This window comes from Variovorax sp. PCZ-1 (assembly GCF_018413605.1).
Classification (GTDB): domain Bacteria; phylum Pseudomonadota; class Gammaproteobacteria; order Burkholderiales; family Burkholderiaceae_C; genus JANMDU01.
In genome coordinates, this window is sequence record NZ_JAHCDN010000002.1 from 425,639 (window position 1) to 450,394 (window position 24,756).

At 54.0% G+C, this 24,756-nt stretch carries 26 protein-coding genes; 4 read left to right on the forward strand and 22 right to left on the reverse strand.

Annotated elements, in window-relative coordinates; translation table 11 throughout:
* Nucleotides 1-103 precede the first annotated feature (103 nt).
* Both KIH26_RS12165 and KIH26_RS12170 read left to right on the forward strand, forming a co-directional pair.
* Entirely contained in the window at nucleotides 104-685 is a 582-nt protein-coding gene (locus KIH26_RS12165) for a superoxide dismutase (protein ID WP_213445567.1), read from the forward strand.
* A 15-nt stretch (nucleotides 686-700) separates the two neighbouring features.
* A complete protein-coding gene (locus tag KIH26_RS12170; RefSeq protein ID WP_249661181.1) occupies nucleotides 701-1,378 on the forward strand; it encodes a glutathione S-transferase in 678 nt (225 codons plus the stop codon).
* Between the two features lie 135 nt (nucleotides 1,379-1,513).
* Here KIH26_RS12170 and hisD read toward each other — a convergent pair whose 3' ends face one another.
* The 21 genes from hisD to aroB all read right to left on the reverse strand — a co-directional run bounded on the left by hisD (nucleotide 1,514) and on the right by aroB (nucleotide 22,919).
* The gene (gene hisD / locus KIH26_RS12175; RefSeq protein WP_213445569.1) at nucleotides 1,514-2,830 is read right to left on the reverse strand and encodes a histidinol dehydrogenase; all 1,317 of its coding nucleotides are present in this window, start codon (nucleotides 2,828-2,830) and stop codon (nucleotides 1,514-1,516) included.
* A 13-nt stretch (nucleotides 2,831-2,843) separates the two neighbouring features.
* Entirely contained in the window at nucleotides 2,844-3,479 is a 636-nt protein-coding gene (hisG, locus tag KIH26_RS12180) for an ATP phosphoribosyltransferase (RefSeq protein WP_213445570.1), read from the reverse strand.
* Nucleotides 3,479-4,747 (reverse strand): UDP-N-acetylglucosamine 1-carboxyvinyltransferase, encoded by a 1,269-nt coding sequence (gene murA / locus KIH26_RS12185; protein WP_213445572.1) that lies wholly within the window; start codon nucleotides 4,745-4,747, stop codon nucleotides 3,479-3,481. Before murA ends, hisG begins: the two co-directional genes overlap by 1 nt.
* 5 nt (nucleotides 4,748-4,752) lie before the next feature.
* The gene (locus tag KIH26_RS12190) at nucleotides 4,753-4,995 is read right to left on the reverse strand and encodes a BolA family protein (protein WP_213445574.1); all 243 of its coding nucleotides are present in this window, start codon (nucleotides 4,993-4,995) and stop codon (nucleotides 4,753-4,755) included.
* 15 nt (nucleotides 4,996-5,010) lie between these two features.
* Entirely contained in the window at nucleotides 5,011-5,787 is a 777-nt protein-coding gene (locus tag KIH26_RS12195) for an ABC transporter permease (RefSeq protein WP_213445576.1), read from the reverse strand.
* A complete protein-coding gene (locus KIH26_RS12200; protein WP_213445578.1) occupies nucleotides 5,784-6,692 on the reverse strand; it encodes an ABC transporter ATP-binding protein in 909 nt (302 codons plus the stop codon). Before KIH26_RS12200 ends, KIH26_RS12195 begins: the two co-directional genes overlap by 4 nt.
* Before the next feature lie 71 nt (nucleotides 6,693-6,763).
* Complete coding sequence (locus tag KIH26_RS12205; protein WP_213445580.1) at nucleotides 6,764-7,033, reverse strand: STAS domain-containing protein; 270 nt, start codon at nucleotides 7,031-7,033, stop codon at nucleotides 6,764-6,766.
* A gap of 12 nt (nucleotides 7,034-7,045) precedes the next feature.
* Entirely contained in the window at nucleotides 7,046-7,660 is a 615-nt protein-coding gene (locus KIH26_RS12210; protein ID WP_213445582.1) for an MlaC/ttg2D family ABC transporter substrate-binding protein, read from the reverse strand.
* A gap of 144 nt (nucleotides 7,661-7,804) precedes the next feature.
* On the reverse strand, nucleotides 7,805-8,560 hold the full coding sequence (locus tag KIH26_RS12215) for an MlaA family lipoprotein (RefSeq protein ID WP_213445584.1): 756 nt from the start codon (nucleotides 8,558-8,560) through the stop codon (nucleotides 7,805-7,807).
* 9 nt (nucleotides 8,561-8,569) lie between these two features.
* On the reverse strand, nucleotides 8,570-9,058 hold the full coding sequence (gene mlaD, locus KIH26_RS12220; RefSeq protein ID WP_213445586.1) for an outer membrane lipid asymmetry maintenance protein MlaD: 489 nt from the start codon (nucleotides 9,056-9,058) through the stop codon (nucleotides 8,570-8,572).
* Nucleotides 9,059-9,075: 17 nt separating this feature from the next.
* Complete coding sequence (mlaE, locus tag KIH26_RS12225) at nucleotides 9,076-9,858, reverse strand: lipid asymmetry maintenance ABC transporter permease subunit MlaE (protein WP_213445587.1); 783 nt, start codon at nucleotides 9,856-9,858, stop codon at nucleotides 9,076-9,078.
* Complete coding sequence (locus KIH26_RS12230; RefSeq protein WP_249661184.1) at nucleotides 9,855-10,712, reverse strand: ABC transporter ATP-binding protein; 858 nt, start codon at nucleotides 10,710-10,712, stop codon at nucleotides 9,855-9,857. Before KIH26_RS12230 ends, mlaE begins: the two co-directional genes overlap by 4 nt.
* Nucleotides 10,713-10,894: 182 nt before the next feature.
* A complete protein-coding gene (locus tag KIH26_RS12235) occupies nucleotides 10,895-11,833 on the reverse strand; it encodes a TraB/GumN family protein (protein ID WP_213445591.1) in 939 nt (312 codons plus the stop codon).
* Nucleotides 11,834-11,881: 48 nt separating this feature from the next.
* A complete protein-coding gene (locus KIH26_RS12240) occupies nucleotides 11,882-13,348 on the reverse strand; it encodes a glutamate synthase subunit beta (protein WP_213445593.1) in 1,467 nt (488 codons plus the stop codon).
* A 110-nt stretch (nucleotides 13,349-13,458) separates the two neighbouring features.
* Nucleotides 13,459-18,114 carry a glutamate synthase-related protein gene (locus tag KIH26_RS12245; protein WP_503005204.1) on the reverse strand — a complete coding sequence of 1,552 codons (4,656 nt, stop codon included), beginning with the start codon at nucleotides 18,112-18,114 and terminating at the stop codon, nucleotides 13,459-13,461.
* 207 nt (nucleotides 18,115-18,321) lie between these two features.
* The gene (locus KIH26_RS12250; RefSeq protein ID WP_213445596.1) at nucleotides 18,322-19,029 is read right to left on the reverse strand and encodes a transposase; all 708 of its coding nucleotides are present in this window, start codon (nucleotides 19,027-19,029) and stop codon (nucleotides 18,322-18,324) included.
* Nucleotides 19,030-19,078: 49 nt separating this feature from the next.
* Nucleotides 19,079-19,729 carry a hypothetical protein gene (locus tag KIH26_RS12255; protein ID WP_213445598.1) on the reverse strand — a complete coding sequence of 217 codons (651 nt, stop codon included), beginning with the start codon at nucleotides 19,727-19,729 and terminating at the stop codon, nucleotides 19,079-19,081.
* Between the two features lie 71 nt (nucleotides 19,730-19,800).
* Nucleotides 19,801-20,943, reverse strand: coding sequence for a deoxyguanosinetriphosphate triphosphohydrolase (locus KIH26_RS12260; protein WP_213445600.1), 1,143 nt, complete (start codon nucleotides 20,941-20,943; stop codon nucleotides 19,801-19,803).
* Nucleotides 20,944-21,033: 90 nt separating this feature from the next.
* Nucleotides 21,034-21,378, reverse strand: a complete 345-nt coding sequence (locus tag KIH26_RS12265; RefSeq protein WP_213445601.1) for a type II toxin-antitoxin system RelE/ParE family toxin — start codon at nucleotides 21,376-21,378, stop codon at nucleotides 21,034-21,036.
* A complete protein-coding gene (locus tag KIH26_RS12270) occupies nucleotides 21,375-21,626 on the reverse strand; it encodes a type II toxin-antitoxin system ParD family antitoxin (RefSeq protein WP_213445603.1) in 252 nt (83 codons plus the stop codon). Before KIH26_RS12270 ends, KIH26_RS12265 begins: the two co-directional genes overlap by 4 nt.
* A gap of 171 nt (nucleotides 21,627-21,797) precedes the next feature.
* Entirely contained in the window at nucleotides 21,798-22,919 is a 1,122-nt protein-coding gene (aroB, locus tag KIH26_RS12275) for a 3-dehydroquinate synthase (RefSeq protein ID WP_249661262.1), read from the reverse strand.
* A 97-nt stretch (nucleotides 22,920-23,016) separates the two neighbouring features.
* Between aroB and KIH26_RS12280 the strand changes: the two genes are divergently transcribed.
* Together KIH26_RS12280 and KIH26_RS12285 are read left to right on the forward strand one after the other, a co-directional pair.
* Nucleotides 23,017-23,310 carry a hypothetical protein gene (locus KIH26_RS12280; protein WP_213445606.1) on the forward strand — a complete coding sequence of 98 codons (294 nt, stop codon included), beginning with the start codon at nucleotides 23,017-23,019 and terminating at the stop codon, nucleotides 23,308-23,310.
* Nucleotides 23,300-23,611 (forward strand): hypothetical protein, encoded by a 312-nt coding sequence (locus KIH26_RS12285; RefSeq protein ID WP_213445608.1) that lies wholly within the window; start codon nucleotides 23,300-23,302, stop codon nucleotides 23,609-23,611. Before KIH26_RS12280 ends, KIH26_RS12285 begins: the two co-directional genes overlap by 11 nt.
* A 363-nt stretch (nucleotides 23,612-23,974) precedes the next feature.
* Here KIH26_RS12285 and KIH26_RS12290 read toward each other — a convergent pair whose 3' ends face one another.
* Nucleotides 23,975-24,349, reverse strand: a complete 375-nt coding sequence (locus KIH26_RS12290) for a bleomycin resistance protein (protein WP_213445609.1) — start codon at nucleotides 24,347-24,349, stop codon at nucleotides 23,975-23,977.
* Nucleotides 24,350-24,756: the final 407 nt, after the last annotated feature.

Sequence of the window (24,756 nt, forward strand, 5' to 3'; positions counted from 1 at the left end):
TGCCGCAAGCTGGCTCAGGGTATTTCTATGTCAGGGTCTGCTTGATGGATAAATGTTTCTACAATGGCTGTTTTACCGATCAACAAGCCCAGAGGAAACCACCATGGAACATACCCTACCCGCACTCCCCTACGCCATTGACGCGCTCGCCCCGCACTACAGCAAAGAAACCCTCGAATTCCACCACGGCAAGCACCACAACGCTTACGTCGTTAACCTCAACAACCTGCAAAAAGGCACTGAGTTTGAGAGCAAAAGCCTGGAAGACATCATCAAGAGCAGCTCCGGCGGCATCTACAACAACAGCGCCCAAATCTGGAACCACACCTTCTTCTGGAGCTGCATGAAGCCAGCCGGCGGCGGCGAGCCATCCGGCGCATTGGCAGCAGCCATCAACGCCAAATTTGGCAGCTACGCAGCCTTCAAAGAAGCCTTCACCAAAAGCGCAGTGGGCAACTTTGGCTCTGGCTGGACATGGCTGGTGAAGAAGCCTGATGGCTCAGTAGATATCGTTAACACTGGCGCTGCTGGCACGCCGCTCACTACCGCTGACAAAGCCCTGTTGACAGTTGACGTGTGGGAACACGCCTACTACATCGACTACCGCAACGCCCGTCCTAAGTTCGTTGAGACCTTCCTCAACAATTTGGTGAACTGGGAGTTCGCCGAGAAGAACTTTGCTTGAAGTGAAGTTTGAAAGATGAAAACCAGCCGAGAGGCTGGTTTTTTTCTGGATGTGCAAAAGATGACGCGTCCCTTGCTCTACACCTATCGCCGTTGCCCCTATGCCATGAGAGCGCGTATGGCTTTGATCGTCTCGGGTGTGGCATTTGATGCCTACGAAATCAGCTTGCGCGATAAGCCGCAAGCGATGCTGAGTGCATCGCCGAAAGGCACTGTGCCAGTTCTCGTCTTGCATGGCGGCAAAGTCATCGAAGAAAGCCTTCTTATCATGCGCTGGGCGTTTGAGCAGCAAGCTCCGAATGCTGTGCGGTTTAGTGCACTGACACCCGATGATCAAGCCTTGATCACACTGAACGATGGTGAGTTCAAGCACCAGCTGGATCGCTACAAATATCCTGAAAGATATATCGCCAGCGAACGCGAAATGCATCGCGATCAAGCTGCGAGTGGGTTACTGCTAAGGATTGAGCAGCGGCTTTTGTCGCAAACCTATCTGGGCGGCGCACACGCTGGTGCCGTCGATCTCGCTATCTTCCCCTTTGTGCGCCAGTTTCGCGCAGTCGATGAGGCTTGGTTTGATGCACAAACTTTTCCAGCAACGCAAAAGTGGCTTCAAGGATGGTTGCAATCAGAGTTGTTTGATCAGTGCATGAAGAAAATTCCGACAAACCAATGCGCCGTATTTTTATATTAGATTTTATGTAAAAAGGGTGGATAGGCGGCGTATATATTGCGCAAGCAGCTATTGTTTTAATAGCAACTAAAGCATACGCTCAGCTTAAATGAAAGCTTCAGAAAACGTATTGCAACTGAATTTCAGCGGATTGATTTAACGAAGGCGCATTTCTGCAGCGCGAGCATGCGCCTGCAAGCCTTCGCCGTGCGCGAGTACGCTGGCGATTTTGCCTAGAGTTTGTGCACCTGATTCGCTGACTTCGATGATGCTGCTGCGCTTTTGGAAATCGTACACGCCCAGTGGTGAGGAAAAGCGAGCTGTGCCGCTGGTGGGCAGAACGTGATTGGGGCCTGCACAGTAGTCGCCCAGGCTCTCGCTCGTGTACGCGCCTAGGAAGATCGCGCCAGCATGCTTGAGCAGGGGCTCCCACTTGTGCGGCTCGTTGCTGGAGATCTCTAGGTGCTCGGGGGCTATTGCGTTGGAAATGTCGCAAGCCTCTTGCATGCTGCGCGTGAGGATGAACATACCGCGATCTGTGAGGCTTTTTTCGATGATGGCGCGGCGGGGCATCTCGGGCAGTAGCTTGGCGATGCTTGCCAACACTTGATCGATATACGGCTGATCAGGGCATAGCAAAATGCTTTGTGCGAGCTCATCATGCTCGGCTTGGCTGAACAAATCCATCGCCACCCAATCGGGCGGCGTGCTGCCATCGGCAATCACGAGGATTTCGCTGGGGCCAGCGATCATGTCGATGCCCACTTGGCCGAAGACGCTGCGCTTGGCTGCGGCCACATAGGCATTGCCGGGGCCAGTGATTTTGTCAACTTTGGGAATCGTAGCTGTTCCGTAGGCCAGTGCGGCCACGGCTTGTGCACCGCCAATGGTGAAGGCGCGGGATACGCCTGCGACATACGCTGCGGCGAGCACCAGATTGTTTTTCGTACCATCAGGTGTAGGCACGACCATGATGATCTCGCACACGCCCGCCACATGCGCAGGAATCGCGTTCATCAACACGCTGGAGGGGTAAGCGGCTTTGCCGCCAGGTACGTAGATACCGGCACGATCAATCGGCGTGACTTTTTGGCCGAGCAAGGAGCCATCCGCATCACGATAACTCCAGCTTTCGCCGCATGCTTTCTTCTGCGCTTCGTGATAGCTGCGCACACGGGCGGCGGCTTGTGTGAGGGCGCTGCGTTGCTCTTCGGGCAAGCCGTCATACGCTTTTTTGAGTTCAGCTTGGGTGAGCTCAAGCTCGGCAAGATTCTTGGCTTGGAGGCGATCAAAGCGATTCGTGTACTCGACAATAGCCGTATCACCGCGCTTTTGCACATCCGCAAGAATTTCAGCCACGCGAGATTCAATGGCTGCATCTTGGCTTGAAGACCAATGCTGACGCGCTTTGAATTTTTGCTCAAAGTCGCTGTCAACTGTCTTCAATACTGCGCCAGATGCTATTAAATCCATAGTAATCTTCAATTCAAGAAACTGCTTTTTCAAATGCGGCAAGGATAGGCTTCAGATCAGCCTGCTTGGTTTTGAGCGAAGTTTGGTTCACCACCAAGCGCGAGCTGATCTCCATGATGCGTTCGACTTCGATGAGCTTATTGGCTTTCAACGTGCTACCGGTGGACACGAGATCTACGATGGCATCGGCCATGCCGGTGAGCGGCGCGAGCTCCATCGAACCGTAGAGCTTGATCAAATCCACGTGCACGCCCTTGCTCGCAAAAAACTCGCGTGCAATGTTCACATACTTGGTGGCCACTTTGAGGCGCGAGCCTTGCTTCACAGCAGCCTCGTAATCAAAACCTTCGCGCACAGCCACACTTACGCGGCATTTGGCGATTTTCAAATCAAGCGGCACATACAGGCCTTGCACGCCAGTCTCAAGCAAAGTGTCTTTGCCTACCACGCCGAGATCAGCGCCACCGTATTGCACGTAAGTCGGCACATCGCTGGCGCGTACCATGATGATTTGCATATCAGGGCGCGAGGTAGGCAAGATCAGCTTGCGGGACTTTTCAGGGTCTTCCAAGACCTCGATACCTGCGGCGCGCAAGAGCGGCAGCGTATCGTCGAAGATTCTTCCTTTGGAGAGAGCTAAGGTAATCATCACTTCACCCGCTCGATATCCGCGCCAATGCCGCGCAGTTTTTCTTCCATTTGGTCGTAGCCACGATCCAAGTGATAGATGCGATCGACCAGCGTTTCACCATCGGCCACCAAGCCAGCAATCACCAGTGAGGCAGAGGCGCGCAGGTCAGTAGCCATGACGGTCGCACCAGAGAGCTTTTCAATGCCTTCAATCACGGCGATCTTGCCGTCGATTTGAATCTTCGCGCCCATACGCTGGAGTTCGGGCACATGCATGAAGCGGTTTTCAAAAATCGTCTCGGTGGCTTTTGAATTGCCTTCGGCGACGCAGTTCAATGCCATGAACTGAGCCTGCATGTCAGTGGGGAAGCCAGGATATTCTGTGGTGCGGAAGGTTTGCGCTTTCATGCGGCCACTCGCGCTCACTTTGATGCCATCTTGCAATGCTTCAATCACAGCGCCAGCATCACGCAGCTTGTCAATGACGGCATCGAGATGATCTGCACGCCCATGCTTGAGCACCACATCGCCGCCAGCAGCCGCTACTGCGCAAAGGAAAGTGCCGCATTCAATACGATCAGCCACTACAGCATGCTCGCAGCCATGGAGTTTTTCTACGCCTTGGATACGAATCTTGCTTGTGCCGTGGCCTTCGATCTTGGCGCCCATCTTGATCAGCATTTCGGCCAAGTCTGGGATCTCAGGCTCCTGTGCAGCGTTTTCTAAGATGGTTTCGCCATCAGCAAGACAAGCGGCCATCATGAAATTTTCTGTGCCTGTCACGGTCACCATATCGGTGGTGATGCTCGTGCCTTTCAAGCGCTTCCAGCCTGCAGGCAGCTTGGCAATCATGTAGCCGTGCTCGACCACAATCTCTGCGCCCATGGCAGTGAGACCTTTGATGTGTTGATCGACCGGGCGTGCACCAATCGCACAGCCACCGGGCAGAGACACTTTGGCTTGACCGAAACGAGCGAGCAGGGGGCCAAGCGTCATCACAGAAGCGCGCATCGTTTTCACGAGGTCGTAGGGAGCAAAAGGCTCAATCGAATCAGGCGCGGTGAAGCTCATACCGCCCCGCTCGCCATGAGTCTCTGTTTGCACACCCATGCTCTCCAAAATGCGGCGAATCGTGGCCACATCTTGCAGGCGGGGCACATTTTTCAGATGCACGGGCTCGTTGGTGAGAAGAGTCGCACAGATCTCAGGCAGGGCAGCATTTTTTGCACCCGAGATATTCACTGTGCCTTGCAGACGTTTGCCGCCGCGAATTTTGAGTTTGTCCATAGCGCTTATTTCGGTTGAGCTGCCCATTCGGCGGGCGTGTAAGTTTTCATCGAAAGGGCATGCACTTCATCGGTGTGCATGCGTGAGCCTAGCGTGGCATAAACGCGCTGGTGGCGTTGGATCAAGCGCTTGCCTTCAAACTCGGGCGAGACGATCACGGCGCTCCAGTGGCGGCCATCGCCGTCGACTTCGATGTGATCGCAGGCCATATTACTTGCGATGATATTTTGTAACTCTTGCGCTTGCATACTGTTTATCCAGACTCATCCGCGAATTTTGTAGCCAATTTTGAGCAAGTGCAGTGCGATCAAGCTCACGATGCCTGCTGCAGCGCCTACTACGGCCAAGCTGATCCATGGCGAGACATCGCTCACACCAAAGAAGCCGTAGCGGAAACCATCGATCATGTAGAAAAACGGATTCAAGTGGCTCACGCTTTGCCAGAAAGCAGGCAGGGAATGGATGGAATAAAACACGCCTGATAAAAACGTCATGGGCATGATGATGAAGTTTTGAAAGGCCGCCATTTGGTCAAATTTCTCAGCCCACAGGCCTGCGATGAGACCGAGCGCGCCCAGCATTGCCGCGCCGAGAATCGCAAAGACGAGAGCCCAAAGCGGCGCGACCATACCAGGTTTGCCAAACCACCACGTCACAGCGAGCACACCGAGGCCAACAGCCAAGCCGCGAGCTACCGATGAGCCCACATAAGCCACAAACCATGCGCGATGCGAAAGCGGCGTGAGCAACAAAAACACGAGGTTGCCCATGATCTTGCTTTGAATCAGGCTCGAAGAGCTGTTGGCAAACGCGTTTTGCAGCACGCTCATCATCACGAGGCCGGGCACGAGGAAGGCGGTGTAGTTGATCTTGTCATACACCTTCACATGGTCTTCGAGCACATGGCCGAAGATCAACATGTAGAGCACAGCGGTGAGGATGGGCGCGGCGACAGTTTGGAAAGCGACTTTCCAAAAACGCAGCACTTCTTTGTAGAACAGGGTTTGCCAGCCTGTTAAGCGGGTACTTAAGGATTTCATGCCGATGCTCCCATTACATCGAGGAACACATCTTCCAGATCAGCCTTACGAATTTCCACGTCTTGCGCCTCAATGCCTGCGCTGCGTACAGCGGCGAGGTATTGCTCGATTTCTAAGGCATTGTGTGCGGGGAACTGAACAATGCGGCCTGTAATCCTTGCCTTGGCGGCAAGATCATTGGGTAGTTCGCTATCAATTTTGAATCGAAGTACGTTAGACGAAGCAGCTTTGAGTAAGGTGGAGGTTTTCTCCAGCGCCACGACTTTGCCTGATTTCAACATCGCCAAGCGTCCGCAAAGCGCTTCGGCTTCTTCCAAGTAATGAGTCGTCAGCAAGACGGTGTGTCCTTGCTTGTTGAGCTTGGCGATGAATTGCCAGAGCGTTTGCCGCAGCTCCACATCCACACCCGCTGTGGGTTCGTCAAGCACGATCACCGGCGGCTTATGCACCAAAGCCTGCGCAACCAACACACGACGCTTCATGCCGCCGGAGAGCTGGCGCATATTGGCATCTTGCTTGTCGGTGAGGCCTAGACTGTGCAGCAGCTCATCAATCCAAGCCTCGTTGTTTTTCACACCGAAGTAACCCGATTGAATGCGCAACGATTCGCGTACGCTGAAAAACGGATCAAACACTAACTCTTGTGGTACGACGCCCAGCTGTTTTCGCGCAGCGGCATAGTCTTTTTGCACATCATGGCCGTGAACGGTGATCGAGCCTTCGGTGGCGCGGGTGAGCCCCGCAAGAATACTGATCAGCGTGGTCTTACCCGCGCCATTAGGCCCGAGCAGACCAAAAAATTCGCCTTGCCTTATTTGGAGGCTGACGTTGTCTAAGGCGGTGAGCTTGCCACGTGCACCTTCGTAGCGCTTGGTGACGGAATTTACAGAGATAGCTGTTGTCATGAACCCTCTATTGTAGGGTTCTGTCAGTAACTCCGCGGGAAAACGCTAGTTTTTCGTGCGCGAAGGCTGGCTTAGGGCGCGGCTGGCAAGAGCTCCGCCACACCATAAAGCGCAGCCAGGGAGCGCAGGCGATCAGGTAGACCGCGCACAGAGAAGCTCTTGCCTTGAATTTGCGCCTCGCGCCTACAGTCCAGAAGAACGGCGAGTGCAGAAGAGTCAAATTTTTGCAGGCTCGATGCATCAGCCACCACCGCTTCGCTTTGGCTGCGCAACGCCTGCCCCAGCATATGGGCGCAGGTGCGGGCGTTCGCGTGAGTGATGTCTGAAGGCAAGACGAGCATGATGGCAGCCTCTTAGCCCTTGCGAGCTTTGTTGCGCTCAGCCAGCTTGGCGATCAAGCCGTCGATACCGTTGGCGTTGATTTCCTGAGAAAACTGTGTGCGATAGGTCTCTACCAACCAAACGCTGGCTACATTCAAGTCGTAAATCTTCCAAGCTGTGCCAGCTTTCTCAACGCGGTAGTCCAAAGCAATCGGGTCGCCTCGGCCTTTGATTTCGGTGCGCACGGTTACTTCCGTGTCATCCGCCGCCATGCGAAGTGGTTTCATCACAATCGTTTGGTCTTTCACTTCAGCGAGTGCACCAGAGTAAGTGCGCATCAGCAGAGCTTTGAATTCGGCTTCCAGACGCTTTTGCTGCTCTGGTGTGGCTGTGCGCCAAGCGCGACCCACGGCGGAAGCTGTCATGCGCTGGAAATTCACATTAGGCATGATCTTGGTATCGACCAAGGTCGTGATCTTGCTTACATCACCAGCTTGGATGGCTTTGTCATTTTTGATGGTGTCAAGCACGTCAACAGACAAGCGCTTGATGAAGGCATCGGGTGCTTCTGCACTTTGAGCGAAAGCAAAAGGGGAGGCTAGCAAGCTGAGACTGGTAGCGAGGGCAAAAAACCAACGGCGATTCATGGAGATCCTTTCAGTGCCTAGGTGCAAAGCGCCTGGCATATGTCAATAACGCTTGGAGGCATCAACTGGGGGACAAAGTTGCGCCTCGGTAGCTCAATATGTGAATTTTTACACGTCTGAACCCAGCGTAACTACAAAATCAATTTACTTTTTATCTTCAGCGGGTTGTTTGTAATCATCGTCACCATTGCTTGCACCCGGCCGGTAAATTTCGGCACGGCGCTTTTGCAGGAAAGCATCGCGAGTGAAGCTGTATTTGTCGAGTGCTGCCTCATCGAGCAGATTGCCAATGCGCAGGAGATTGGTGCGCGTGTCTACGATGCGCAAGGCGGTGAGGCCGTTACGCGCCTTGGTATCTTGAATCGCAGAGATGGCGTCGTATTTATTTTCCAGAACGATGGTCGTGGAATCACGCAATGTGCTGGGGCCAAACAAGGGCAATACGAGATAAGGGCCTGAGGGGACGCCCCAGCGCCCCAGTGTTTTGCCAAAGTCTTCCGGATGGCGCTCAATACCCATTTCGCCAGCAACATCCAACACACCGCCCAGTCCGAAAACGGTGTTTACGCCAAAGCGCAAGAAGTTGTCTGTGGCTACGACGGGACGCAGCTGAAACACACCATTGATGCCAGACCATAGATCCTGCAAGTTATTGAAAAAATTACTCACACCAGCGCGTACCGGCTGAGGCGTCACAGCTCGGTAGCCCTGCGCTACAGGTTTGAGCACAGCTTTATCAATACCTTCGTTGAAGGAATACATGCTGCGATTCAAAGGCTCGAGTGGGTCAGTCGGATTGGCCTGCGGGCCACTGGCACATCCAGAAATCAGGCAAAAAACAAGTATAGCCGGCAACAATACTGCGCGACGTGCTATTAATTTAATAGTATCTGAAAACATAATGCGCACTTACTTTTTCGCCCCATTGGTATTTGATGAACCGCCCTCTGAGGCTTTGCTGAATAAAAACTGTGAAATCAAATTTTCTAAGATCACCGCGGATTGAGTGGCTTTGATCGTGTCACCAGCAGCTAGATTTTTTTCTTCCGCACCAGCTTCCATTCCCACATACTGTTCTCCAAGCAAACCACTCGTGAGAATTTTTAGTGAACTGTCTTTAGGAAAAGCATACTTGCTTTGCATAGCCAATGTAGCTTGCGCCTGGAAAGTTTTGTCATCAAACGTGATGGATTCCACGCGTCCGACCACGACACCGGCGCTTTTGACGGCCGATCCTGCTTTCAGACCACCGATATTGTCAAATTTAGCAATCACGCGGTAGGTCGAATCAAAGTTGAATGACAGCAAATTTGCTGACTTCAAAGCCAAAAACAAGACTGCTGCCGCGCCAATCAGCACGAAGAGACCAACCCACACATCATTTTTAGAGCGTTGCATCGCGTTTCTCCAAACTTTCAAATCGAAAACATCATCGCTGTGAGCATGAAATCCAGCCCCAGCACGGCCAAGCTACCCATCACCACCGTGCGCGTGGTCGCGCGCGACACGCCCTCAGGCGTAGGCTGCGCTTCATAGCCTTGCAGCAGGGCGATGAACGTCACGGCGATACCAAACACAATGCTTTTGATGATGCCATTGCCTACGTCGCGCCATACATCTACGCCGCCTTGCATCTGGCTCCAAAACGCACCGCCATCAATACCAATCATGAGCACACCAACGACGTAGCCGCCTAAGATGCCCACCGCGCTGAAAACTGCTGCTAACACTGGCATCGCAATCACACCACCCCAAAAGCGTGGCGCAAGGATACGGCGAATCGGATCGATTGCACTCATCTCCATATAGGCCAGCACTTCATCGCGTTTCATGATGCCCACCTCAGCTGTGAGCGCTGTGCCCGCGCGGCCTGCAAAGAGCAGAGCTGTCACCACAGGTCCGAGTTCCCGCACCAAGCTCAGAGTCACCAGCAATCCTAGTGATTCCGCTGCGCCATAGCGTTGCAAGGTGTAGTAGCCCTGCAAGCCGAGCACGAAGCCCACAAACAAGCCGCTCACCGTGATGATGAGGAGCGAATAATTGCCCAAGAAATGAATCTGATCGCGCACCAAGCCGAAACGCTTGAAGCTTGCACCTGCAAGCGAGAGCAAGCGCACAAACAATCGCGCAGCGTGCCCCATGTTGGCCAGTGTATTGCGCACACCATAGCCGATATCCGAAGGGTTCAGCCAACTCATTTGCGGCCCCCGTTCTTGATACCAGAGCCGAAGTCTTCTTCGATACTCACTCCAGGGTAATGAAACTTCACCGGCCCATCAGCTTTGGCATTCACGAACTGATGCACCAAGGGATCTGTGCTGTTCTTTACCTCATCTGGCGTGCCTTGTGCAGCAATTTTCCCATTCGCCAAAATGATCACGCGATCTGCAATCAAGAATGTTTCTTCCAAATCATGTGAGACGATGATGCTCGTGATGCCTAAAGCATCATTGAGCTGGCGAATCAGCTGGCCAGACGTACCCAGCGAAATCGGATCCAGTCCTGCAAACGGTTCGTCATACATCACCAGCTCAGGATCGAGCGCCATCGCCCGCGCGAGCGCCACGCGCCGCGCCATGCCGCCCGAGAGCTCGCTAGGCATCAAATCTCGCGCACCTCGTAGGCCAACGGCATGCAGCTTCATCAGCACAATATCGCGGATCATCGGTTCGCTCAAATCGGTCAGCTCACGCAGCGGGAAGGCGACATTCTCAAACGCGCTCAAATCCGAAAAAATCGCGCCAAACTGGAACAACATACCCATACGCCGACGCACGGCATACAGGCCGCTTTGATCGAGGGTAGCGATATTGCTGTCGTCAAACAGCACCTCACCCGCTTGCGCTTTGACTTGCCCACCAATGAGCCGCAGCACCGTCGTCTTACCGCCGCCAGAAGCGCCCATCAGCGCCGTGACTTTGCCGCGCTCAATCGATAGGCTCACGCCATCTAAGATTTTGCGTCCTGTGCCATAACCAAAATGCACATCCTTGAGTTCGATCAAAGATGCGCTGGCTGGGGCCGGAGAAGAAGCAGGTGTATTTGTAGTCATTAGAAAAAATGCCTCGCTGATTTCTCGGCAAGGCATCTAATGATACGGGAAACTACCTAAAGTTCGCTCCCTACTGTTGGGGATGTGTTGTAAGGAGTCAACGCGCTTTACGCATGTTTACTTGGTGACTAAGAATGAACTTGCGATGCCTTGAACATCGTTGATGAGTACAAAACAGGAATTTAGAAAACTCGGCGAACGATATAGCCTTTTTGCTCCATCAACTTGGGCAGAGCCAAAGCGCCTGTCATGTGTAAAGCGCCGATCACAGCGAATACTTTCTTGCCAGAACTGTGTAAGCGATCCAACTCGGAGGCCATGCCGGGATTACGGCCATCGTTCATTTCAGTGAGCAGTCGTCGTTGAAATGCATCGTCTTTGCATTCACACCATTGATCGATATCAGCAAACTTCTCGAGTTGATTGGTCGACCAAAAATTGAGCATTTTGGACATCACGCGATCAGTCGCTCCATTTTCGATATCTGCAAGGTACTTATCAACCATGATTGAAGGAACATCCCAGCCCAAGGTCAGTGCTTGAGCTTGCACTTTAGCAGTCTCGAGAGAAAATACGGTTTTTTGCAAGTTGCTTGCGAGAATCGCCAGAAAAACTTCGCGAGATAAAGCTGGCTCGAGTCCAAGAGTACGAACCTTACCCATCGTTATTTGGATGTATTTGAAAGACCAAGGCTGATCATCCTTCAGATCTTTTTCGATACAAAATTTCTTGGCTAACCGCATCGCCTCTTTTTGTTGTGCCGCATTCAAGCGCATCAAATCTGGAGCTTTCTTGATTTCAGCCATCAGCTCTTCTACGAGCTGCGCATCAAGCACATTCACTTCTACAGCAACAGCATCGCTGCTCTGAAAAGCTTGCATCGTCTTACGACCAGGCATCACAAACTTTTCGGGCAGCACATGCATCGTGCCGTAGAGATGCGAAACGCGTCCATTTTTTTCAATTTGCCAGAGAAAGCCTGTATCTTGGGCTTGCTCTGGCTTGACCCTAGCAAATACCTTTTCCAGATCTGGCTGAGGGATACATTGCGCGATCGTGTGAGAGGAGAAAAAGGCTGAGATGAACAAAAGGGCGAATAACAAGCGCCTCGTTAGCTTCATATCCAATCCCTTAATCGCTTTTTTGGTTGAGCTGTACGATGAAAAGTATCAGCGTGGCAAATCGCTAAAACCCATCAGAAACTCATCCACAGCGCGAGCGGCTTGGCGGCCTTCTCTGATGGCCCAAACAACTAAGCTTTGGCCACGGCGCATGTCGCCTGCGGCAAACACCTTGGGCACATTGGTGGCATAGCCGCCTGTGAACTCGGTGTGGGCTTTGGCGTTGCCACGGTTGTCTTTCTCGATGCCGAAAGCGTCGATCACGCTGGCGACGGGGGAGACGAAGCCCATGGCTAGGAAGACCATGTCGGCTTTGTAGGTCTTTTCGGTGCCTGGCACTTCAGTGAGCTTGCCGTCTTTCATTTCGACGTGGACAGTTTTCAGACCGGTAAGCTTGCCTTTTTCGCCGATGAATTCTTTGGTGGAGATGGCGAATTCGCGGTTGCAGCCTTCTTCGTGGCTGGAGCTGGTGCGTAATTTCAGCGGCCAGTAAGGCCACACGAGGGGCTTGTTTTCTTCTTCGGGGGGCTGGGGCATCACTTCGAATTGCGTGACGCTCACGGCTCCGTGGCGGTTGCTGGTGCCGACGCAATCTGAGCCCGTGTCGCCGCCGCCGATCACGATGACATGTTTGCCGTCTGCGCGCAATTGGCCTTTGAGTTTGTCGCCGGCGTTGACCTTGTTTTGCTGTGGCAGGAATTCCATGGCGAAATGCACGCCATCGAGATCACGGCCGGGCACGGGCAGATCGCGCGACTGCTCTGCGCCGCCGGTGAGCAGCACGGCATCGAAGTCTTTCTGCAATTGCTCGGGAGAAATGGTCTCTTTCGCCCAGTTCGTCACCTTGCTGTCTTTAGGCAAGCTGGCCACCATCACGCCAGTTTTAAACGTCACACCCTCGGCTTGCATTTGCTCCACACGGCGATCAATATGGCTTTTCTCCATTTTGAAGTCAGGAATGCCATAGCGCAGCAAGCCGCCGACGCGATCGTTCTTTTCAAACAAAGTCACATCATGGCCTGCGCGAGCGAGCTGCTGAGCAGCGGCCATGCCTGCGGGGCCGGAGCCGACGATGGCGATTTTCTTACCGGTTTTGTGTTTGGCGACGACGGGCTTGACCCAGCCTTCTGCCCAGGCTTTGTCAATGATGGCGTGCTCGATGGATTTGATGCCGATCGGGTCGTCGTTGATGTTCAGCGTGCAAGCGGCTTCGCAAGGCGCGGGGCAGATGCGGCCTGTGAACTCGGGGAAGTTGTTGGTGGAATGCAATACGGTGATCGCGTTCTTCCAATCGCCCTGGTACACCAGATCGTTGAAATCGGGAATGATGTTGTTGACCGGGCAGCCGTTGTTGCAAAACGGTGTGCCGCAATCCATGCAGCGCGCACCTTGCTTTTTGGCATCGTCTTCGCTGAGGCCAATCACAAACTCTTTGTAATGCTTGACGCGCTCGGGCACAGGCTTGTAGCCCTCTTCGATGCGCTCAAACTCTAAGAAACCAGTTGCTTTTCCCATGATACTCTGTCTTTCGGGTTGGCTAAATTACTATTGATTTAATAGCACTCCGCGCAGGTTTTATGCCGGCGAAGTGCTTAAATTGCTTTAAAAATACGAATAAAACGAGATTAAGCAGTTGCCTTGGCTTTTTTCGCCGCCAGCTCAGTCATCGCACGCTTGTATTCCGTTGGCATGACTTTGACGAACTTGCCGCGCTGCTCTGTCCAGTTGTCCAGAATCTCGCGCGCTCGCAGGCTGCCTGTCCACTTGTGGTGATCTTCCACGAGTTTTTTCAGCAGTGCGTCATCGGTCTGGCCGAAGTGCAGAGGATCGGTTTGCTCTGAAGCCGCTGTGACCTTGGCCAAGCCCACCATCGAAGTGTTGCAGCGCTTGGCAAACTGGCCATCCACGTCATACACATAGGCCACGCCGCCACTCATGCCAGCGGCGAAGTTGCGGCCGGTTTTGCCGAGTACGACGACGGTGCCGCCTGTCATGTATTCGCAGCCATGATCGCCTGTGCCTTCAACGACTGCAGTGGCTCCTGAGAGGCGCACGGCGAAGCGCTCGCCGCCCACGCCGCGCAGGAAGGCTTCGCCCTCCGTAGCGCCGTAGAGCACGGCGTTGCCCACGATGATGTTCTCCGCTGCGTTGCCACGGAAATCAATGCTCGGGCGCACGACGATGCGGCCGCCGCTCATGCCTTTGCCGGTGTAGTCATTCGCTTCGCCAATAAGATACAACGTGATGCCGCGAGCTAGGAATGCGCCGAAGCTTTGGCCGCCTGTGCCTTCGAGCTGAATGCGGATGGAATCATCTGGCAAGCCCTTAGAGCCATAGCGCTTGACGACTTCGCCGGAGAGCATCGCGCCCAAAGAGCGGTTCACATTGCGCGCCGCTTCGATGAAATGCACTTTCTCGCCTTTTTCCAAAGCGGCTTTGGATTTTTCGATCAGCTTCAAGTCCAGCGCTTTATCCAGCGCGTGATCTTGTGTGCTCTCATGCTTGCGCGGCACATCAGCCGGCACTTCTGGCTGATAGAAAACGCGAGAGAAATCAAGACCCTGCGCCTTCCAATGCGCGATGCCTTTGCGGGTATCGAGCAACTCAGCGCGGCCAATCAGATCGTCAAACTTTTTGATGCCCAGCTGCGCCATGATGCCGCGCACTTCTTCTGCCACGAAGAAGAAATAGTTCACCACATGCTCAGGCTTGCCTTGGAATTTGGCGCGCAACACGGGATCTTGCGTGGCCACGCCCACAGGGCAGGTGTTCAGGTGGCATTTGCGCATCATGATGCAGCCTTCCACAACCAGCGGTGCAGTGGCAAAGCCCATTTCATCAGCGCCGAGCAGAGCTGCAATCACCACATCGCGGCCTGTTTTCATCTGCCCATCGGCCTGCACGCGAATGCGGCCGCGCAGGCGGTTGAGCACGAGGGTTTGCTGCGTCTCTGCCAAGCCCAGCTCCCAAGGTGTGCCAGCATGCTTGACAGAAGACAGAGGCGAAGCGCCCGTGCCGCCATCGTGCCCAGCGATCACCACATGATCGGCCTTGCACTTGGCCACACCTGCGGCAATCGTGCCCACGCCGACTTCTGAGACTAGCTTCACAGAAATATCCGCAGCGCTGTTGGCATTCTTCAGATCGTGAATGAGCTGAGCCAAATCTTCAATCGAATAGATGTCGTGATGCGGAGGAGGGCTGATGAGGCCAACGCCTGGCACGCTGTAACGCAGCGCGCCGATATAGTCGCTCACCTTGCCGCCGGGCAACTGGCCGCCTTCGCCGGGCTTCGCGCCTTGCGCCATCTTGATCTGGATTTGATCGGCAGAGACGAGGTATTCAGCCGTCACGCCGAAGCGGCCAGAGGCCACTTGCTTGATCTTGCTGCGCAATGAGTCACCGGCTTGCAAAGGAATATCCGCCACGATGCGATCACCGCCAAGCTGCGTGCCCACGCTCTCGCCCGCTTTGATCACGGGGATGAAACGTTTTCCCTTGCCCTCGGCCTTGCCTGCATCCATCTCACCGCGATAACGCAGCGGATCTTCGCCACCTTCGCCCGTGTTGCTCTTGCCGCCGATGCGGTTCATCGCAATCGCGAGTGTTGTGTGGGCTTCTGTCGAGATTGAGCCGAGAGACATCGCTCCCGTCGCAAAGCGCTTGACGATTTCTTTCGCGGGCTCGACATCATCAATCGAGATGGCTTTGCTCGCATCAATCTTGAATTCAAACAAGCCGCGCAGCGTGAGGTGGCGCTTGGTTTGATCGTTGATGATCTGGGCGTATTCTTTGTAGGTGGCGGCGTTGTTGGCGCGGGTGGCGTGTTGCAGTTTGGCAATCGCGTCGGGCGTCCACATATGGTCTTCACCGCGCACGCGCCAGGCGTATTCGCCGCCCACTTCGAGCATGCCTTCCAAAATAGGATCGCTGCCGAAAGCGGCTGCATGCACGCGGATGGATTCTTCGGCGATTTCAAACACGCCGATGCCGCCGACTTGGCTTGCCGTGCCGTAGAAATATTTGTCCACGAAAGCGCGATCCAAGCCCACCGCTTCAAAAATCTGCGAGCCGCAATAGCTCATGTAGGTGGAGATGCCCATTTTGGACATCACTTTGTTCAAGCCCTTGCCCACAGCTTTCACGAAGTTGTACACCGCTTTGTCTGCGTCCACATCCTTGGTGTGCTTGGTGAGCTCGATCACCGTTTCCATCGCGAGATACGGATGGATGGCTTCTGCGCCATAACCTGCGAGCAGGGCGAAATGGTGCGTCTCGCGGGCGCTGCCGGTCTCTACCACCAAGCCTGCGTTGCAGCGCTGGCCTGCGCGCACGAGGTGTTGGTGAATGGACGATGTAGCGAGCAGCGCGGGCACAGGCACGCGCGTGCTGTCCATCGCGCGATCAGACACGATGAGGATGTTGTGGCCGCTCTTGATCGCGTCCACTGCTTCGGCATTGAGCGAAGCAAGCTTCGCCTCCACGCCTTCGCGCCCCCAAGCGGCGGGGTAAGTGATATCCAGCGTGTAGCTCTTGAACTTGCCGCGCGAATGCGTGGCAATGTCGCGGATCTTGGCCATGTCGGCAAAGTCGAGCACGGGTTGATCCACCTCCAAGCGCAGCGGTGGGTTCACCGCATTGATGTCCAGCAAATTCGGCTTGGGGCCGATGAAGCTGTTCAAGCTCATCACGATTTGCTCGCGGATCGAGTCAATCGGCGGGTTCGTCACCTGAGCGAAGAGCTGCTTGAAGTAGTTAAACAGTGGCTTGTTTTTGTCAGACAACACAGCCAAAGGCGAATCATTGCCCATGGAGCCCACGGCTTCTTCGGCATTGGCGGCCATGGGCGCCATGAGGAATTTCAGGTCTTCCTGCGTGTAGCCGAAAGCTTGCTGGCGGTCGAGCAAGTTTTCTTTGATGGGGGCTATGGAGTCCGCTGCGGCTTGCGGCACGTCATCCAATTTGATACGCACTTCGTCAATCCACTGGCGATAAGGCTTGCTGTTGGCCAGTTGGCTTTTCAGTTCTTCGTCGTCAATCAGGCGGCCTTGCTCTAGGTCAATCAAAAACATCTTGCCGGGCTGCAAGCGCCATTTTTTGACGATTTTGTTTTCTGTGATGTGTGGGAGCACGCCAGCTTCAGACGCCATGATCACCATGTCGTCGTCCGTCAAGCAATAGCGCGATGGGCGCAGGCCGTTGCGATCAAGAGTCGCGCCGATTTGGCGGCCGTCGGTGAACACAATACTTGCTGGGCCGTCCCACGGCTCCATCATGCTCGCGTGGTATTCGTAAAACGCTTTGCGGCGCTCGTCCATCATCGTGTGTTGTTCCCATGGCTCGGGCATCATCATCATCACGGCGTGGCTGATGGGGTAGCCGGCGGCAGTGAGCAGCTCTAGCGTGTTGTCGAAAGTCGCGGTGTCAGACTGGCCTTCAAAGCTGATCGGATAGAGCTTCTTCAAATCATCGCCCAGCACGGGCGATTTCATCACGCCTTCGCGAGCGCGCATCCAGTTGAAATTGCCGCGAACGGTGTTGATCTCACCGTTGTGCGCCACATAGCGATAAGGGTGAGCCAGCGGCCACTCGGGGAAGGTGTTGGTGGAGAAACGCTGATGCACCAAGGCCAAGGCCGAGACGCATTTTGGGTTTTGCAAATCAAGGAAATACTCGCCCACTTGTGTAGCGAGCAGCAGGCCTTTGTAAACCATGGTGCGGCAGCTCATGCTGGGCACGTAATATTCTTTGCTGTGCTTCAGACCCAGATTCTGAATCGCGGCACTCGCCGTTTTGCGAATGACATACAGCTTGCGCTCCAGCGCATCAGGCACGGTGATGTCTGCACCCCTGCCAATGAAAATCTGGCGAATGATCGGCTCTTTTTCGCGCACGAAGGGGCTCATCGGCATCGTCTTGTTCACAGGCACATCGCGCCAGCCCAGCACCACTTGGCCTTCCGCCTTCACAGCGCGCTCAAGCTCTTGTTCGCAAGCCAAGCGAGATGCATGCTCTTTGGGCAAGAAAATCATGCCCACGCCATATTCACCCTGCGCTGGAAGCTCTAAACCTTGCTTGGCCATCTCTTCCCGGTAAAAATCATCCGGTAACTGAATCAAAATGCCTGCGCCATCGCCGCAAAGCTCATCTGCGCCCACAGCGCCCCGGTGATCCAGATTCTCAAGAATCTTCAAGCCGTTTTGCACAATCGCATGCGACTTCGCGCCCTTGATATGCGCCACAAAACCCACACCGCAAGCGTCTTTTTCTTGCGAAGGCATATACAAACCGTTAGAAGCAGCGGCCGCGATTTCTTTGTCCAGAGCACCCATGTGCTTCTCCTAGTATTCAAAAGGGAAGCGTATTTTATTGCGTTGCAGCATCTTCTGTGTGACACTTGAGTCCAAATTAATTGGGGTCAGAACCCAATTAATTTTTCTTGAATTGTCTTAGTTTATTAATTGGGGACATATTTAAGATGCTTGATTTTATTGGTTTCTATTCAAAGACTTGGCTCCAAACGGTCGTCCCGCTTTGCTAGCATGCAGCCGTTTTTCGGTCTTCTTCTCTAAACTCAGCACAAATTCATCATCGCCCAAAGCATGGTTTTTCAGCAGGGTTTGGGTGATCTGGGTTTGCTGATGCGCCGTCAATCCGGCATGCACCAGCTCTTGGTAAGCCTTCTCGCGCGAAAACGGCGTGTTGCCCAGATTGAAAAAATGCGGATGAGGCGTGATCAAGCGATCAGACAGCCCGCCCGAGTAATGCGCATAGCTGCTCCAAGCAAAATCCTGCGGCTGCGCCACCATTTGCGCACGCACAGGATTCAAATCGATATACGCCATACACGCCAAAAGATAGCGCTCACTCTGCACCAAAGCACTGCGAAACCGGCCTTCAAACAACGTGCCCGAGCGCCCCTGCCGCTTGTTAAACCGCAGCACATAGCTGCGCCCGATTTGCTGCATCATCTTTGACAAGCCCTCTTGCGTGCTCGGCGTGAGCAGCAGATGCAGGTGGTTGTCCATCAACACATAGCTGTGAATCGCCACCGCATGCTCGCGCGAAGCTTCAAACAACAGCGCCAGCATCTCGCGCCGATCCGCATCTGAGACAAAAATCAGCTGATGATTGTTGCCCCGCTGGATCACATGATAGGTGTAGCCCGGAAGAGCCGTGCGCGCTTGTCTTGCCATGCGGGCAGTTTAGCGAAATTAATTGGGTTCTGACCCCAATTAATTTTCTTCAAACAAAGCGGCTTTGCTGACCGACGATGCGCTTGGCCAATTCATCGAGCAGGCCAGAAGTGACCTGCTGAGCTGGATAGGTCATGTTGTCAACAGCGAATTCCTGGATATTGGACAGGCGAAACGCGATTTGCCCAGTGTCCTGATCAGGCGAGAGTGTCACCGAGCCGCGCGATTGCGTTTGGTATTCGAAGATATAGGCTTGTAGCTTGTTCGTTTCAGGGTGGCGCTGCTCTTTGCGTTCATGATTGATGTGGCCGAAAGACAGGCGCTTCGTCACGCGCTCCAAATCTGGCGGAAAATTCACTGCGATGCTGTGCGTGGCAACTTTCCCGGTGCTGGGCAGCAAATCCCAGCCGATGCCTATGTAGTCAAACATCTCTTTGCCACGATGCATTTTCTTGCGCGAATCGCAGCGGAAATTGAGCATTTGCATCTGTGGGAAGGGCGCTTTGCCATCGAGAGAAAACCGTCCAGCAGCCGGCGGTTTGATGACATTGAGCTGCGCGCACAAATCGCGTAAATAGTTCAACGCCGTGATGCAAGCATTCTCCGTGGCTTGCGTCACGGCTGTTAAATCTTGTTGGAATCCCGATTCCTGTTCGCGCAGCGTTTGCGCTTGGTTTTTAAGCTGATTCAGAAAACTCATGGGTGTACTCTGCGATGCGATTCCTCTGACCGGATTTTATAGGCAGGAATGGACTTCAAGCTACGCACATTTCACGCCTTCAGCTTGCGGCAGCTTAATTCTGCGAATCGATCCGTCATGCCGGCGATGTAGTCTGAAATTGCTCTAGGGAGATCATCTTGCTGCGCGTAGGCTTTTGGCATAAAGGTCGGATTTTGCAGGTAGGCCGAGAAGAGTTCACGCACCATGCCTTGCGCTTCGTCCATCTTGGCGATGACTTGAGCGTGGCGATAGAGGTGTTTGAAGAGCCAGCTTTTGACTTGCTGCACTTCTTTGGCGAGATTGGGGGAGAAGCTCACAAGAGGCGGGGCTTGGCGGACGTCTGTTTCTGATGCAATGCCGTGCTCTGAAATTCGTTTTCTCGTTTGGTCGATCACATCGAAGATTTGCGAAGACAGCAAGCGACGGATGATCTCAGACAGTAGGCGGCGGCCTTGGAGCTGGGGATACTCGGCGCAAACTTGGGCGTGAAAGCGCTCGAATAACGCGAGTTCGCGCAAAGCCTCCATGTCAATCAAGCCAGAGCGAATACCGTCATCAATATCATGCGCGTTGTAGGCCATCTCGTCGGCGAGATTGACGAGCTGCGCCTCCAGAGAAGGCTGTTGCTTAGCAATAAAGCGATGCGCCACGCCGCCAGGCTCAAGCGCCTCCAATCGCGCAGCGTCTTTCGCCGAGCAGTGCTTCAAAATGCCTTCGCGTGTGGCGAGCGTGAGGTTGAGGCCATCGAAATCGGGGTAGCGCTCTTCCAAGCTATCGACCACGCGCAGGCTTTGCAAGTTGTGCTCAAAGCCGCCGTGGCCGGGGGCGAGCTCGCGCAAGGCGGCATTCAAAGCGTCTTGCCCAGCATGGCCAAAAGGCGTGTGGCCAAGATCATGCGCCAAGGCCATGGCTTCCACCAAATCTTCATCCAGCCCGAGTGCCCGCGCCATCGAGCGCGAGAGCTGCGCCACTTCGAGCGAATGCGTCATCCGCGTGCGAAACAAATCGCCTTCATGATTCAAAAACACCTGCGTTTTATAGACGAGGCGGCGAAAGGCGGTGGAGTGAACGATGCGATCTCGGTCGCGCTGAAAGTCTGAGCGATGCTCGTTAGAAGCGCCTGATGGCTTCTCAGCATAACGACGGCTGCGCATCTGCTGAGACTGGGTGGCGTAGGGCTGCAATATCCGCATTTATTATGAGAAATTTAAGGCCAAATCAGCATATCGCCGGCATAGAATATGCGCAGAGTGCTATTGAATTAATAGTAATCGTTGTGTGCTTCATGGCGACTGATTCAAACTACCCTCATCATCTTGCAGCCACGCAGGAATATCGCGCTTGCCATGCAGCACTCGCCACACATCAATGCTGTCTGCTTGCTCAAAATAAAATACCAAATACGGGAATCGCGTACAGCTCCAAAACCGCAAGCCGGGCAGATTCAAGGTGTGCGCATATCTCGGAGAGCCAGTTCCTGGGTGGCGTTGAATATGGCCGAGCGCCGCTTCGAGTTCGTCAACTAAATCAAAGGCAGCCTGCGGTGCATCTTGCTCAAGGTAATACCGCGCGGCTTCGAGCACATCCTGCTCAGCCAATGCGCGCCGGATGATCGGCTTGAGTTTCACTTCGTTGCGGTTTTGTTGGCCATCTTGGAAATCGTTTGGCGCAAGCTATCAAAGTAAGCTGCGTCAAACTCACCGACGGCTGGCGAACGAGCGCCAGCCAGCAGCAAGCCACGCAACTGTTTACGCTCCTGATCTTCGCGTATGAGCGCGCGCACGTATTCGCTAGCAGTGCCAAAGCTTCCTTCTGAAACTTGGTCGTCCACATAAGTCTTCAAGCCATCAGGCAGGGAAATGTTCATCGTGCTCATGGGGAAATGATAGCGAATTTGGCAAAATTTGGCAAGAATGACTGCGGCGCAAGCCTCGCGGTCAACCTCTACAGCTTCAAGCCTGGTGCCCTTTTGACAAAAATCTAAGGCCAAATCAGCACATCGCCGGCATAGAATCTGCGCAGAGTGCTACTAAATTGATAGTATTCACTATGCCATACAAGTAGCAATCACCTCGCGCACCATACCTTCCGGAGCAGTGCGCAGCGTAGCCCGCCCAGGCGGATCAATCGTGATAAAGCGAATCTCGCCCGCCTCAGCTTTCTTATCCACCTGCATCAACTGCAAATAGCGCGAAGCAACATCGGAGCAGCCTTCCAAAGGCAACGCAGGCGCTCGCGTAGGCAAGCCCGCCCGCTCAATCAAGCGCGTGAGCCGCTGCACAAAAGCCGTATCCACCGTCCCCAGCTTTTCCGAGAGCACAGCTGCCATCACCATCCCGCAGCCCACGCCCTCGCCATGCAGCCACGCGCCGTAGCCCAAGCCTGCTTCAATCGCGTGGCCGAAGGTGTGGCCGAAATTCAAAATCGCGCGAATGCCGCCTTCCTTCTCATCCTCGCCCACCACAGCCGCCTTGATCTCGCAACTGCGCTTCACCGCATGCGCGAGCAGCACCTCGTCGCCCGCGCGCAACCCATCGATATTCGCCTCAATCCAATCAAAGAAAGCCATGTCGTAAATCGGCCCGTATTTAATGACCTCGGCCAAACCCGCAGACATCTCACGCGGCGGCAGCGTCTTGAGCACCGCCAAATCACACACCACCAGCTCCGGCTGATAAAACGCGCCAACCATGTTCTTGCCCAGCGGATGGTTGATCGCCGTCTTCCCGCCCACACTCGAATCCACCTGCGCCAGCAGCGTGGTCGGCACCTGCACAAACGGCACCCCGCGCATATAGCAAGCCGCCGCAAACCCCGTCATATCGCCCACCACCCCGCCGCCCAAGGCAAACAGCGTCGTCTTGCGATCCGCCCCGCTGCCCAGCAGCTGATCAAAAATCTTATTTAAAGTCTCCCAGCTTTTGAACTCCTCCCCATCAGGCAGGATAAGCGTCTGCACATTCGGATAGCGCGTTTGCAAAGCCTCGAATAGCTGCGCCGCATAGAGTGGCGCCACCGTGCTGTTCGTCACAATCAAAGCGCTACTCGCCTTAGGAAGCTTGGCATAAGTGGCCGCGTCTTGCAGCAGCCCCGAGCCAATCTGAATGGAATAAGAGCGACCTTCAAGGCTGACGGGGACGGTGTGGAGAAGCTTTGAAACTGTAGGCATGCCGTGATTGTCTGCGATCAACATGCAGGCATTGCCTTAAAGAAAGCGCAGAAATGAAAATCTGAGCACAAAAGGCAGCCAAAGGCTACAATATGGCATGCAAACGGACAAACCCATCACTTGGAGCGCGGAAAAGAATCTGCAACTGATGGCGCAGCGCGGCGTGTGTTTTGAGGACGTTTTGGTGGCCGTGGCTGGAGAAGGTTTGCTGGCCAATGTGTCGCATCCGCAGCCTGAGCGCTATGGGCATCAAAGGATATGGGTCGTCAAAATGAAAGCCTATGTTTATCTTGTGCCGTATGTAGAAAACGATCAGCATATTTTCCTGAAAACCATAATTCCCAGCCGCAAAGCCACGCGCCAATACCTCGGAGAAACCCATGAAAGCTAACGCCCCCCGCACAGCAAAAATCACCACCACGCAAGACGATGCCAACGAGCAAGCCCTGCTCGATTCCTTCGAGGCCGGTGAGTGGATTTCCAATTCCGATGAAGCCACAGACATCGCCCGCTACCGCACAGCCGCCTCCAAAGCCCTGCTCAAAAACAAACGTGTGAACATCCGCTTATCCAGCATGGATTTAGAAGGCCTGCAAGCCAAAGCCGCGCAGGAAGGTTTGCCTTATCAAACTTTGATTGCTAGCGTGTTGCACAAGTATGTCTCGGGGCGGTTGGTGAATTCGCAGATGTGAATTTGCTTTTTCTTCGCTCTACCCGCAAGCTTGCTTCGCCTTCACGCAACCCGCTCGCCTGCCACGTGACGTGCCCGAAAAAGCCGAGGACTGTCTTTTTCAGCGCGTTGTGCATGGTTTCACAAGCTGCTGATCTTTTGTAGCGATGATTACATGGCTGGCCGCGCCCGACCGAGACAGTCTTCGTTTTTTCAGACCCATCACGCGGCGGCTATACGTGTCGGCGCGTTGTTCCTTCGTTTTACAGGGAATTTGAAGCAAAAGAGGCATATCGCCGGCGTATTTATTGCGCGGCGTGCTATCGAAATATGAGTTCATGCACAGGAAGATGGTTACGCAAAAGCAGTCGCGAGACCAGTGATGCTAAGGCGCGATGACTTGACCAATCCGTACCAAATTACCATCAACGTCAATCAAAGCAAACTCGCGCAGCCCCCAAGGCTTGTTTTCTAGCTCGGTCAAGCGAGGTATGCCTGAGCTTGGCAATTGAGCTGCCCGGCAAGCGCGATAGAAAGATTCGACATCGGTGACGCGGATGTAGCAGCCCACTGAAGACTCCGCAGGCACGAGCTCTTGATGAGTGAAAAAATGAAGCTCAACGCTGCCTCTGTGGAGGATGGCATAGCCTTTGTCACACGCGTGGACTCCGCCCTCAAAACCAAGACGCTTGTAGAACGCAACCGTGTCGCTGACCGAGCGGCTCGGCAGTATGGGGATAGCGATATCGAGCAGTTCCATAGCTCTTTCGATTCTACGCCGCTTGAGATCTTGCAGAGGATTTAAAGCAAAAAACAGCATATCGCCGGCATTTTTATTGCGAAGTATGCTATCAAAATAATAACATTGCACCACCCGCTCGCCTGCCACGTGACGTGCCCGAAAAAGCCAAGTACTGTCTTTTCGGCGCACTGTGCACGGTTTCACGAGCTGTCGATCTTTTGTAGCGATGATTACATGACTGGCTGCGCCCGATCGAGACAGTCTTCGTTTTTTCAGACCCATCACGCGGCGGATGCGAAGTCTTTACTGTATTGCACTCGTCTAATCTACGAACAATAATGTTCATTGGTATGTCGTTAGTTTTGAGCGAGCACCTCTGCGTATACTACGTCAACTGTTACAAATAACGCTGACAAACAAGGTCA